10 protein-coding genes and 1 pseudogene are annotated in these 12,788 nt (G+C 59.4%); 5 read left to right on the top strand and 6 right to left on the bottom strand.

Annotated features, from left to right (window positions below):
- Window positions 1–16 precede the first annotated feature (16 nt).
- On the top strand, window positions 17–400 hold the full coding sequence (gcvH, locus tag KGB23_RS00435; RefSeq protein WP_095126998.1) for a glycine cleavage system protein GcvH: 384 nt from the start codon (window positions 17–19) through the stop codon (window positions 398–400).
- 148 nt (window positions 401–548) lie between these two features.
- Window positions 549–3,422: an aminomethyl-transferring glycine dehydrogenase gene (gene gcvP, locus KGB23_RS00430; protein WP_223429498.1), complete on the top strand. Its 2,874-nt coding sequence runs from the start codon at window positions 549–551 to the stop codon at window positions 3,420–3,422.
- A 65-nt stretch (window positions 3,423–3,487) separates the two neighbouring features.
- Here gcvP and KGB23_RS00425 read toward each other — a convergent pair whose 3' ends face one another.
- From KGB23_RS00425 to KGB23_RS00410, 4 genes are all read right to left on the bottom strand, one after another.
- On the bottom strand, window positions 3,488–4,153 hold the full coding sequence (locus tag KGB23_RS00425) for an outer membrane protein (protein ID WP_223429497.1): 666 nt from the start codon (window positions 4,151–4,153) through the stop codon (window positions 3,488–3,490).
- 211 nt (window positions 4,154–4,364) lie between these two features.
- Window positions 4,365–4,682: a DUF2388 domain-containing protein gene (locus KGB23_RS00420; protein ID WP_223429496.1), complete on the bottom strand. Its 318-nt coding sequence runs from the start codon at window positions 4,680–4,682 to the stop codon at window positions 4,365–4,367.
- Window positions 4,683–4,756: 74 nt separating this feature from the next.
- A complete protein-coding gene (locus tag KGB23_RS00415) occupies window positions 4,757–6,541 on the bottom strand; it encodes a GspE/PulE family protein (RefSeq protein ID WP_223429495.1) in 1,785 nt (594 codons plus the stop codon).
- 90 nt (window positions 6,542–6,631) lie between these two features.
- Window positions 6,632–6,970 carry a hypothetical protein gene (locus KGB23_RS00410; protein ID WP_223429494.1) on the bottom strand — a complete coding sequence of 113 codons (339 nt, stop codon included), beginning with the start codon at window positions 6,968–6,970 and terminating at the stop codon, window positions 6,632–6,634.
- Window positions 6,971–7,096: 126 nt separating this feature from the next.
- On the opposite strand from KGB23_RS00410, the gene KGB23_RS00405 reads away from it, so the two are divergent.
- Window positions 7,097–7,561, top strand: a complete 465-nt coding sequence (locus tag KGB23_RS00405) for an Lrp/AsnC family transcriptional regulator (protein WP_046045137.1) — start codon at window positions 7,097–7,099, stop codon at window positions 7,559–7,561.
- A 115-nt stretch (window positions 7,562–7,676) separates the two neighbouring features.
- On the opposite strand, the gene KGB23_RS00400 is transcribed toward KGB23_RS00405, so the two are convergent.
- Window positions 7,677–9,044 carry an inorganic triphosphatase gene (locus KGB23_RS00400; protein WP_223429493.1) on the bottom strand — a complete coding sequence of 456 codons (1,368 nt, stop codon included), beginning with the start codon at window positions 9,042–9,044 and terminating at the stop codon, window positions 7,677–7,679.
- A 157-nt stretch (window positions 9,045–9,201) separates the two neighbouring features.
- Here KGB23_RS00400 and argE point away from each other — a divergent pair, with 157 nt between their 5' ends.
- Both argE and argA read left to right on the top strand, forming a co-directional pair.
- Entirely contained in the window at window positions 9,202–10,359 is a 1,158-nt protein-coding gene (argE, locus tag KGB23_RS00395; protein ID WP_223429492.1) for an acetylornithine deacetylase, read from the top strand.
- Between the two features lie 135 nt (window positions 10,360–10,494).
- Window positions 10,495–11,793: an amino-acid N-acetyltransferase gene (gene argA, locus KGB23_RS00390; protein WP_008026003.1), complete on the top strand. Its 1,299-nt coding sequence runs from the start codon at window positions 10,495–10,497 to the stop codon at window positions 11,791–11,793.
- A gap of 155 nt (window positions 11,794–11,948) precedes the next feature.
- On the opposite strand, the pseudogene KGB23_RS30295 reads toward argA, so the two are convergent.
- Window positions 11,949–12,499, bottom strand: a pseudogene (locus KGB23_RS30295) (hypothetical protein).
- Between the last annotated feature and the right edge of the window lie 289 nt (window positions 12,500–12,788).

Below are 12,788 nucleotides of genomic sequence, written 5' to 3'. Positions count from 1 at the left end.
CTTGAGGACACAGAACATGAGCGAAATCCCTGTCGACCTGCGTTTTGCCGAAAGTCACGAATGGGCCCGTCTAGACCATGATGGCGGCGTGAAAGTGGGTATTTCAGACCATGCTCAGGAAGCCTTGGGTGACGTAGTGTTCGTTGAGCTGCCGGAAATCGGCAAAGTGTTCGCTGCCGGTGAGGCTGCGGGTGTCGTCGAGTCGGTCAAGGCCGCGTCGGATATCTACTCGCCAGTTTCCGGTACAGTCATTGCCGTTAACGAAGAATTGGCCAGCAACCCGGAACTGCTCAACAGCGCGCCTTATGACAGCTGGATATTCAAACTTGAGCCAAGCGATACCTCTGAGCTGAACAACCTGCTCGACGCGATGGCCTACAAGGCCGCCATCGGCGAGTAAGCCTTAAGCGTCATCCCCAAAGCCCCGACTTGTCGGGGCTTTTTCATTATCACGATCTTTTGATCTTCAAGGGCTCTGTGGCATCGACTGCTATGCTGGTTTGACCGTGTTGCATCGACGTTGAGCGCCAGTCAAGAGAGAGCCCGTCATGTCCCAGTTGCCGTCCTTGAGCCAGTTACGCGACCCCAATGCCTTCCTTCGCCGCCACCTCGGGCCCGATGCCGCCGAGCAACAGGCGATGCTCGACAGCCTCGGCCTCGGCAGCCGGGTCGAGTTGATCGAGCAGACGGTGCCGCCGGGAATCCGCCTGAACAGGCCGCTCGACCTGCCACCCGCGCTCGACGAAGAAGCCGCGCTGGCCAAACTGCGCGGTTACGCCGAGCAAAACCAGGTCTGGACCAGCGTGATCGGCATGGGCTACCACGGCACCCTCACGCCGACCGTCATTGTGCGCAACGTGCTGGAAAATCCTGGTTGGTACACCGCGTACACGCCGTATCAACCAGAGATTGCCCAGGGCCGGCTCGAAGCGCTGCTGAACTTCCAGCAATTGACCATCGACCTCACGGGCCTGGAACTGGCCAACGCCTCGCTGCTGGACGAAGCCACGGCGGCGGCGGAAGCCATGGCACTGGCCAAGCGTGTCGCCAAGTCCAGAAGCAATCTGTTCTTCGTCGACGAAAACTGTCATCCGCAGACCATTTCCGTGGTGCAGACCCGAGCAGAAGGGTTCGGCTTCGAGCTGATCATCGACACTGTGGATAACTTGAAACAGCACCAGGTGTTCGGCGCGCTCCTGCAATATCCCGACACCCACGGCGAGATCCGCGATCTTCGTCCGTTGATCGATCATCTGCATGCGCAGCAAGCCTTGGCGTGTGTCGCTACCGATCTGCTGAGTCTGCTGTTACTGACGCCGCCGGGGGAGTTGGGCGCCGACGTGGTGTTCGGTTCATCCCAGCGTTTCGGCGTGCCCATGGGTTACGGCGGCCCTCACGCGGCGTTTTTTGCCAGTCGCGATGAGTACAAGCGGGCGATTCCCGGGCGGATCATCGGCGTGTCGAAGGACGCTCGCGGCAACGTCGCTTTGCGCATGGCCCTGCAAACCCGCGAGCAACATATCCGTCGGGAGAAGGCTAACTCGAACATTTGCACCGCTCAGGTGCTGCTGGCCAACATTGCCAGTTTCTATGCGGTCTACCACGGTCCGGAAGGGCTTAAACGCATTGCCCAACGCGTCCATCGGCTGACCAGCATCCTCGCCGCTGGCCTGGAGCGCCACGGCATCACCCGCCTCAACACACACTTTTTCGACACGCTGACGCTGGAGGTCGGTGGTACTCAGACGGCAATCATCGAAAGCGCCCAGGCCGCACAGATCAATTTGCGCATCCTCGGGCGCGGGCAGTTGGGGCTGAGCCTCGACGAAACCTCTGACGAGTCCACCGTCGCGAAGTTGTTTGATGTGTTCCTCGGTTCCGATCATGGGCTTAACGTCGATGAACTGGACGCTGAAACCCTTGCTTCCGGCATTCCCGCAGGTCTGCTGCGCACCTCGTCTTATCTGCGTCACCCGGTGTTCAGCGCCCATCACAGCGAAACCGAGATGCTGCGCTACCTCAAGCAACTGGAGAACAAGGACCTGGCGCTCAATCAATCGATGATCCCGCTGGGCTCTTGCACCATGAAACTCAATGCCACCAGCGAGATGATCCCGATCACGTGGCCGCAGTTCGCCAACCTGCACCCGTTTGTGCCGAAAGAGCAGGCGGTGGGTTACTCGTTGATGATCGAAGAGCTGGAGCGCTGGCTCTGCGCGATTACCGGTTTCGACGCGATCTGCATGCAACCCAACTCCGGCGCCCAAGGCGAGTACGCCGGGTTGCTGGCGATCCGCAAATATCACGAGAGTCGTCATGAGGGCGCGCGGGATATCTGCCTGATCCCGTCCTCGGCCCACGGCACCAACCCGGCGTCGGCGCAGATGGCCGGTATGCGGGTGGTGATCGTCGAATGCGACGAGGCGGGCAACGTTGATCTGGATGATCTCAAAGGCAAGGCAGCGGAGGCCGGAGACAAACTCGCCTGCCTGATGGCGACGTATCCTTCGACCCACGGCGTGTACGAGGAAGGCATCAGCGAAATCTGCGAAGTTATCCACAGCCACGGCGGCCAGGTGTACATGGATGGCGCCAACCTCAACGCTCAGGTCGGACTGGCGCGCCCGGCGGACATTGGCGCCGACGTGTCCCACATGAATCTGCACAAGACTTTCTGTATTCCCCATGGTGGCGGCGGGCCGGGCATGGGGCCGATTGGTGTGCGGGCGCATCTGGCGCCGTTTGTGGCCAATCACCCGGTGGTGCCGATCGAAGGGCCGCTAGCGCAAAACGGCGCAGTCAGCGCAGCGCCCTGGGGCAGTGCGAGCATCCTGCCGATCAGCTGGATGTACATCGCGATGATGGGGCCGCAATTGGCGGATGCCAGTGAAGTAGCGATTCTCGCCGCGAATTACCTGGCGCAGCACTTGTCCGGGGCGTTCCCGGTGCTTTACACCGGGCGCAACGAGCGGGTGGCGCACGAATGCATTCTTGACCTGCGGCCACTCAAGACGCTGACCGGGATCAGCGAGGAGGACGTCGCCAAGCGGCTGATGGACTATGGCTTCCATGCGCCGACCATGTCGTTTCCGGTGCCGGGGACGTTGATGGTTGAGCCCACCGAAAGTGAATCGAAGGCGGAGCTGGACCGGTTTATCGGGGCGATGCTGAGTATCCGTGCGGAAATCACCGAGGTGCAGAACGGCAACTGGCCGGCCGATGACAACCCGCTGAAACGTTCGCCGCATACCCTGGCGGATATCACCGGGGTTTGGGAACGGTCCTACAGCATCGGGCAGGCGGTGACGCCGGATGCTCACACCAAGGCGCACAAATACTGGCCGGTGGTGAACCGGGTGGACAACGTCTACGGTGACCGCAATCTGTTTTGCGCTTGCGTCCCGGTGGATGATTACCGCTGACACACCGTTTTGTATTCGGGCAAAAAATGCCGCTCATGGAGAGCGGCATTTTTTTGAGTCATGAATCAGAACGACATCCGCGCTTCAACGTAAAGATTCTGCTCTCGAAGCTTGCCCTTTAGTTGTTCGTCCTGCGCATTGATGCGGTTGGCGAAGGTGTTATAGCCGGTTTCAACCTTACCCATGTCGACATAGCGGTAGCCGGTGCCGACGGTAATTTGCCGGGTCAGTTTGAGGTCTGCACCGACGCCCAGGGAGTAAGCGAAATTGTTTTGGGTATTGTTGGCAAATCGACGTGAAGGGTTGGACTGATAGCCTTCGGAATTGATATGGGCCACGCCTGCGCCGGCCATGGCGTACAGCGATAGGCTTTGGGTCAAGGGGAAGTCCTTATAGGCATTGAACATCAGGCGTTTGGATGAGACCTGCATGTTGTTGACGTTGGCGTTGAATGGCGCCCAGTAACTCTTGAACTCCGAGTCCTGCTTGATGGTGTACTCGCTTTCCAGGCGCCATCCACCTGTGAACTCATAGCCGAGCGCAACGGAGCCGCCGACATCTTTGTTGCGCTCCGGACTGACGATACGGTTGTTCACCCTGGGACTTGTGAGCAGGGCGTCGGCAAGGTCTTGCTGGACACTCTGGATTTTTATCGAGCCGTACAGGCCTTCCGCGTGGGAAACGTGACTGTAGGCGGCCAGCAGAAGTAAAGATAAGACTGGTTTTTTCATGTGAGTCGATTCGCTCGTGGGGTAATCCGAATCGACAAAGTTTGAGTTCGCACGTCTGGCGCTCATATCGGAGCTTTCATCAGAAGGTCGGTGAAAACTCGTCTGTATGTCAGGGTTTTGGCGTTAGCGTGCGTAGGAAATAGCCGTGCAATTTCTCTGGTTCAAAAAAATGCCGCTCATTGAGAGCGGCATTTTTGTTCAGCAGTAAATCTTAATTCGAAGCAACGGCATTCTTCGCCAGGATCGCGTTCGCCAGTTCCATGTCCGTGGCTTGCAGGCCAGGGTTGTCGGCGCGGACTTTCTGCATCGCGGCCTCCAGGTATGGACCGCGAATGCCGCCGTCACTGGCGACAAAGCTGCCGGCATCGTCCTGGGCGGCGACGATCAGCTTGTTATCCTTGAAGGTCAGGTAGGTCGAACCGGTGGTCGCACCGGATGAGATGACGTTACGCCAAAAGCTATCGGCCATCGCCGAACCGACAGGAAGGGACAACAAGGCGATGGTAGCGATAGCAAGTTTGAAACGCATATTGGGTGACTCCACTGGGTTAACTACGGCGTTGGATTGCCAATTCCCCAATCGAGTTCCATGACAGGCCGCGCCTACTTTTGTTCGCTCTGCGGCGTTACTCGCAGCACCTCCTCAACCGTCGTGAAACCCGCTGCGACTTTTTGCGCCCCTGACAGCCGCAAACTGCGCATGCCTTCCTTGAACGCCTGACGCCGCACCGCCAGCAAATCGGTGTCGGGGTTGATCAGCGCTTTGACGCCGTCCGTCAGTTGCATGATTTCGTAGACCCCGGCGCGGCCGCGGTAACCGGTATCGCGGCATTCCAGGCAACCGATGGCGCGATGCGCATTGTTCGGCAACGGTGCCTGCCAGGGCCGGGTCAAGGTTTGCCAGTCTTCTTCACCCAGGGTCAGCGGCGCCTTGCAATGCGGGCACAAGGTGCGGACCAGGCGCTGGGCCATGACGCCAAGTACCGTGGCTTTGATCAGGTAATGCGGCACGCCCAGTTCCAGCAAGCGGCTGATCGCGCTCGGCGCATCGTTGGTGTGCAGCGTCGACAGCACCAAGTGGCCCGTGAGCGCAGCCTGGATCGCCATTTCAGCGGTTTCCAGATCTCGGATCTCACCGATCATGATGATGTCCGGGTCTTGTCGCATCAGCGCGCGCACACCGGCGGCGAAGGTCAGATCGATGTTGTGTTGGACCTGCATCTGGTTGAACGCCGGCTCGACCATTTCGATCGGGTCTTCGATGGTGCAGAGGTTGACCTCCGGCGTCGCCAGTTTTTTCAGGGTGGTGTACAGCGTGGTGGTCTTGCCGGAACCGGTCGGGCCGGTGACCAGGATGATGCCGTTGGGCTGGCTCGTCATGTCTTGCCAGCGGCGCAGGTCGTCGGCGGAGAAGCCCAACTGATCAAAGTCCTTGAGCAGTACTTCCGGATCGAATATCCGCATGACCATTTTTTCGCCGAATGCGGTAGGCAATGTCGACAGCCGCAGCTCGACTTCACCACCGTCCGGGGTTTTGGTCTTGACCCGGCCGTCCTGGGGTTTGCGTTTTTCCGCGACGTTCATCCGCCCGAGGCTTTTCAGGCGGCTGACGATGGCCATGGTCACTTGCGGCGGGAATTGATAGACATTGTGCAGCACGCCGTCGATGCGAAAGCGCACCGTGCCTTGTTCGCGCCGCGGCTCGATGTGGATATCGCTGGCGCGTTGCTGGAACGCGTACTGGAACAACCAGTCGACGATGTTAACGATGTGCGCGTCGTTGGCGTCCGGTTCCTGGTCGCTGGCGCCGAGGTTGAGCAACTGTTCGAAATTGCCCAGCGTGTTCATCTGCTGATCGGCATTGGTCGCGCCGCTGACCGATTTGGCCAGGCGGAAGAACTCCACGCTGAAGCGCTGGATGTCGACCGGGTTGGCCACCACACGCTTGATCGGCAGTTTCAGCACGTGGGTCAGGTCGGCTTCCCAGCCGGTGACGTAGGGCTGGGCGCTGGCCACGGTGACTGCGTCGCGGTCGATGGACACCGCAAGAATCTTGTGACGCTGGGCGAAGGCGTAGGACATCAGCGGCGTAATCGCCGCCACGTTGATTTTCAGCGGGTCGATACGCAGATAAGGCTGGCCGGCCTGCTGTGACAGCCAAAGCGTCAGGCTTTCCAGGTCGAGGTGTTTGCCGGGACGGCTGAGATCGTCCAGAAGTTGGCTGGCGATGAATTCCAGCGGGTGCATCTGGCCATTCGCGGCGTGACGGCGTCGAGCATTGAGCGCGTGTTCGGCCGAGTCCTGACTGATGAAACCTTGGGCGACCAGTTCACGCAGCAAATCATTGAGATCCAGCCAGCGGTCCTGAATGGCAAGTTGAACGGACATGCGGGCTCCTCATGAACAACAGTTCGCAAAGGATAGTCGCGGAGCCGCAGACCGTTGGGCCACTACGCGACGAAGCCGTGTCGAGTTTTTTCAGCCTGCCGCCTGAGCCGGTTCATCCCACGCGCAATCAGCCGCTTGCAGCTCAACCGAACAGACGCTGATCAGGTTACGTAATTTTTCCGCGATTACCTGGGCGCGATGCCAGCTCAGGCCGTCCATCACGATGTCGATCGACAGCAGATCGTCCATCCGCTGCACGTTGACCTGTTGCGGCGTCAGAAACTGCAAGGCGAACAGGTTGAGCACTCGGCACAGCAGATCCGGTTCGGCCTCGGCCAGCATTTGATAGTGAACGCGGCAGTGGGCGTTGCTGACGTTCCAGACATCGGCGCGGGTGTGCTGGGTGTTGACGGCTTCTAGATGCGGCATGGTCGGTCTCCAAAATCACTGGAGGAATTTTTACATTCGGTGCCGGGCATTTCTTATCTATGATTGGGCTTATTGGCGATTGTTTGAATTGCTTGATTCGGTAAGTTATCAATCAAAGGTTTTTTTATGCACAGCGAGCTGGATGGCTACGACCGCAAGATACTCGCGTTGCTGCAAGAGGACGCTTCGCTCTCCAGCGCGCAGATTGCAGAACAGGTGGGGTTGTCGCAGTCGCCGTGCTGGCGGCGGATACAGCGGATGAAGGAGGAGGGGATCATTCGGGGGCAGGTGACCTTGCTCGACCGGAAGAAAATCGGTCTGAACACGCAGATTTTTGCCGAGATCAAACTCAACGCTCACGGGCGGTCGAACTTCACCGAATTCACCGAGGCGATTCGCGGCTTTCCCGAAGTGCTGGAATGTTATGTGCTGATGGGGTCGGTGGATTTCTTGCTGCGGATTGTGACGGCGGACATTGAGGCGTATGAGCGGTTCTTCTTCGAGAAGCTGTCGATGGTGCCGGGGATTCAGGAGGTGAACTCGATCGTGGCGTTGTCGGAAATCAAATCCACGACGAGTTTGCCGGTGTAGCGCTGGCAGAGTGCTTTTGTGGCGAGGGAGCTTGCTCCCGCTGGGCAGCGAAGCAGCCCCAAAATATGGGCCTGCTGCGCAGTCCAGCGGGAGCAAGCTCCCTCGCCACAGGGATTTACATGCGCAGCAGCATTTTCCACGCACGATTCTGATACACCGCGATCGCCTGCTGCTTGCGCGCATCCAGCGATTCATCGGTGATCGGCTCATTAGCCAGTTGCGCCAATAGTTTCAGCTCACCGTACAGTCGATCCATTTCCGGGATATCCAGCACGTTGCGGGCATGGTGCAGCCAGGCCTGGATGCGCTCGATGCGCGGCAGTTGCTCGGCCAGGTCTTCCGGCTGTTGCTGATAACGCTGCAGTTGCAGGGAAGTCGCTTCCTCGCCCAACAAACGCGGCAACCAACTGCCCAATTGCGCAGCGCCCTGGCGATTGCCACGGACGTTGCGATCAGCCGCCCAAGTGCGGGCCAGCAACCAGCGCGAAGTGTTCAGCGAGAACAAGCCCCAGCGCGGATCTTCCAGTTCTTCGAGGAACTGCTCCGGCGCGGCTTTGCGTACGTCTTCGTCGTCGACACCGGCTTGTACCAGCGGACGCCAGTCTTCGAGCAAGGCATCCAGCGCGACGCGCAGATCGTGCGTCGACTGACGTGGCGCGGCTTGGCCCAGGCTGCTCAGCAACGCGCGCAATTCAGCCAGGTTTTCGACCCAGTCCTGCAACAGGCGCCAGTGGCCGTTGAAACGATACTGCTCGGCCAGGCGCTGGCTGCTGCTCAGCAAGTGCCAGCTCAGCGCGGCGAAAGCATCGTCCAGCGGGGTTTCAGCGGTGATCTGTGGCGCCGGCAGGCTCAGCGAGTAGCTGTTGGCGTCGTACAAGCGATAACCGCGCTCGGCTTTGCTGATGTCACACGGCATCAGGGCCAGGGTCGCGGCCAGTTCGGCGGCCAGTTCCAGCAGAGCAGCCGGTTCGCCTTCGCGCAGTTCCAGTTCCAGTTCGCAGATTTCTTCTTTCTGCTTGCCGACCACCACGTGGCCGAGGTCCAGCGCAGCTTCGATGACCACTTTGGTCTTGCCACGGCCCCAGGCGATTTCAGCGCGTTCGCGAACGAAATCGGTGGTGAAAATCGCCTTCAGGGTTTTCTTGTCCAGCTCGGCCAGCTCTTCGGGCCAGCATTCGCCGTCGAGTTTCTTCACGTCGAGCTTGGCTTTGGGCAGGTTCCAGTCGTATTCGTTACGCTCGGACAAACCGGCGACGCTATGGCCACGGGTCTTGAGGGTCTGAATCACTTCTTCGCCATCGCGGCGCAGGCGCAGGGCAACCTTGGCGCGGGCCAGGTCGCGCTCGGGCGTGTCGAAGTACTGGTTCATCAACTCACGGCGTTCCCAGCCACTTTTGTTGCGTTTTTTCAGGAGCGGGTGCTCGCGCAGGGCAGCGAGAGTTTCTCGGCTGACGCGGAGTTTGATTTCGGTTTCTTTCTGCATGGCCGGAAAATCCAGGATCGGGAGCGCAGCCGGGGGAATGTGTGGCTGCCAAGGTCGTGCAGTGTACAGGACTCATCCGTCCTACGCGCCGCGGCGGTTTATTCCTGTCGCCGGATGGTTCTATGATGGAGTTCAAATCGGGAGTTGGGAGTCAGCGATGCTTTTGCCGTCCATGAAAGATCAGTTCGCTGCGCTGATCGCTGCGCCGTCCGTCAGCTGTACGCAGGCCAGCCTCGATCAAAGCAACCGTCCGGTGATTGATTTACTGGCGACGTGGCTCGGCGATCTGGGTTTTACCTGCGACATCCAGCAGGTCAGCTCCGGCAAATTCAATCTGCTGGCCAGTTTTGGTTCCGGTCCCGGTGGCTTGGTGCTGGCCGGTCACAGCGACACGGTGCCGTTCGATGGTGCGCTGTGGCAGACCGATCCGCTGAAGCTGACCGAAGTCGATGGCCGCTGGGTGGGGCTGGGCAGTTGCGACATGAAGGGCTTTTTCGCGCTGGCCATCGAAGCCGTCATTCCTCTGCTCGATCAGCCGTTCAAACAACCGCTGTTGATCCTCGCTACCTGTGATGAAGAAAGCTCGATGTCCGGCGCCCGCGCCCTGGCCGAAGCCGGGCGTCCGCTGGGTCGTGCGGCGGTGATCGGCGAGCCGACCGGGCTCAAGCCGATCCGCATGCACAAAGGCATCATGATGGAGCGCATCGACATCCTTGGTCAGAGCGGCCACTCCTCGGATCCGCGCCTCGGCCACAGCGCCCTCGAAGCCATGCACGATGCCATCGGTGAGCTGCGCGGTTTGCGGTTGGCGTGGCAGCGTGAGTTCCGTAATCCACAGTTCAGTGTGCCGATGCCGACCCTGAATTTCGGCTGCATCCATGGCGGCGATAACCCCAACCGTATTTGCGGTCAGTGTTCGCTGGAGTTTGATCTGCGCCCGTTGCCGGGCATGGACCCCAATGCCCTGCGCGCGGAGATTCTGCAGAAGCTCAAGCCCATTGCCGAGTGGCATCAGGTGAAGATCGATTACGCGCCGCTGTTCCCCGAAGTGCCGCCGTTCGAGCAGGCTGAGGACGCCGAATTGGTCCGGGTCGCGGAAAAGCTCACCGGCCATCGTGCCGAAGCAGTGGCGTTCGGCACCGAAGCGCCTTATCTTCAGCGTCTTGGCTGCGAAACCCTGGTGCTCGGCCCTGGCGACATCGCTTGTGCGCACCAACCGGGGGAATACCTCGAAATGTCACGTTTGCAGCCTACGGTGCATCTATTACGTCAACTGATTGAACATTACTGCCTGACACCGGCGCCTCTAGTATAAATCGCCCGTGTCCCAACCCGTATTCATGAGGAGAGCGCGCGTGTCGCCAAGCCTGTTCCGACGATAACCATCAGCCCGCTGTGCGTTTTCTGTTTCGCCCATTTTTTGGCTGCTATTTATTACAGGCCCAGGTTCATGCCCGAATACGTTAATTGGCTTCGTCACGCTTCGCCTTACATCAATGCCCACCGCGATTGCACCTTCGTCGTCATGCTGCCCGGCGACGGCGTGGAGCACCCGAACTTCGGCAATATCGTCCACGACCTGGTGCTGTTGCACAGCTTGGGTGTGCGACTGGTGCTGGTTCACGGTTCCCGTCCGCAAATTGAAACCCGCCTGGCTGCGCGCGGCCTGACCCCGCATTACCACCACGGGATGCGCATCACCGATGCCGCGACGCTGGAGTGTGTGATCGATGCGGTGGGTCAGCTGCGTATCGCCATCGAAGCGCGGCTGTCCATGGACATGGCTTCATCGCCAATGCAGGGCTCGCGCCTGCGAGTGGCCAGCGGCAATCTGGTCACGGCGCGGCCGATCGGCGTGCTCGAAGGTGTCGACTATCACCACACCGGCGAAGTGCGTCGGGTCGACCGCAAGGGCATCAATCGTCTGCTGGATGAACGCTCCATCGTGCTGTTGTCGCCACTGGGTTACTCGCCGACCGGTGAGATTTTCAACCTCGCCTGCGAAGACGTCGCCACCCGCGCCGCCATCGATCTGGGGGCGGACAAGCTGCTGTTGTTCGGCGCCGACCTGGGGCTGATCGATGAAAATGGTCGTCTGGTTCGTGAGTTGCGCCCGCAACAAGTGCCGGCGCATCTGCAGCGCCTGGGCAGCAACTATCAGGCTGAGCTGTTGGATGCGGCCGCTGAGGCCTGCCGTGGTGGCGTGGCTCGCAGTCATATCGTCAGCTACGCCGAAGACGGCGCGCTGCTGACCGAACTGTTCACCCGTGACGGTGGCGGTACGCTGGTGGCCCAGGAGCAATTTGAGGTTGTGCGCGAAGCGGCAATCGAAGACGTCGGTGGTTTGCTGGACTTGATCAGCCCGCTGGAAGAGCAGGGCATTCTGGTGCGCCGTTCCCGTGAGGTGCTGGAGCGTGAGATCGAGCAGTTCAGTGTGGTCGAACGCGAAGGCATGATCATCGCGTGTGCGGCGCTGTATCAGATTGCTGATTCGGATGCGGGCGAGTTGGCGTGTCTGGCGGTGAACCCGGAGTATCGCCATGGCGGTCGTGGTGATGAGTTGCTGGAGCGCATCGAAACCCGCGCCCGGGCGCAGGGGCTGAAAACCTTGTTCGTCCTGACGACCCGGACCGCTCACTGGTTTCGCGAGCGTGGGTTCGTGCCGAGCAGCGTAGAGCGCCTGCCGTCGGCGCGGGCGTCGCTGTACAACTATCAGCGTAATTCGAAGATCTTCGAAAAAACCCTGTAACCGCAAGTTTTTGTGGCGAGGGAGCTTGCTCCCGCTGGGTTGCGAAGCGGCCCCAAAACCGGTCGATGCGGTGTGCCTGACAGAACCGTATCGCTGATACAGGGAGTCCTTCGGCCTCCAGCGGGAGCAAGCTCCCTCGCCACAGGTTTCGCGTCTTATTCCGTGACGTACTTTGTGCTGACATACGGCGAATAATCCGGCAGCACCGTTTCAACCTTCCCTTGTTCCTTCAAGAACTTCGCCGTCTCGCCAATCGCCTTGGCCGTGCCGCCGTCCAGCAGCGCGGTGGTCTGTTGGGCTTTAGCATCCGGGAACGTGGAGCCGGCTAGCAACTCCGGCACATCGACGACATTGGCTCCGGTCAGTTTGGCGATTTTTGCACTGGTACCGAGTCAGCGGTCCTTATGCACAAACGCACCAGCAGCGGCTGCCAGCGGACTTGAACCGAGGTTGCCAATCTGCACATCGCCGGAAGCAATGGCAGTAACCACTTCCTGGCCGCTATTGAAACGACGCCAGTCAATTTTCTGGCCTATGGTTTTCTCGTACAGTCCGTCTGCTTGGGGACTTTGCTGGGGTCGATGCCGGTTTGATAACCGATCGTGAGGTTCGCCGCGTGAGCGCCAAAAGATAGTATTAGCGATACACAAACTGTAACAATTGAACCGGATAGTGCGCGTTGGTCGTCATGGCGCTGCCTTTCGATAGGGATTGATCGTGAATTGCGTCAACGCCAATCGATCTAAAAAAAGGCTAACAAATACCCTTTAGGAATTAGCTTATGAGCCGGCGCCCGTGTTCCGGCTCAAGGAGTAGTGCGGAGCTTAATTCCTAAAGGGTATGAAAAAGAATTGGGTGATTCTTTTTGGGTTTATGGCCCGGCAAGGAGCGAATTTACTGGGGATTAGACTATGGTCGTAGACACACAAAGTTACGATTGACTTGTGAGTCACGGTCTGGCGCTAATCGCGCATCTTAGGATCCCGGGCATACGA

Origin of the sequence: Pseudomonas sp. GL-B-26 (genome assembly GCF_019947405.1) — a bacterium.
Lineage (GTDB): Bacteria > Pseudomonadota > Gammaproteobacteria > Pseudomonadales > Pseudomonadaceae > Aquipseudomonas.
This window is presented reverse-complemented; position numbering and strand designations above follow the sequence as displayed.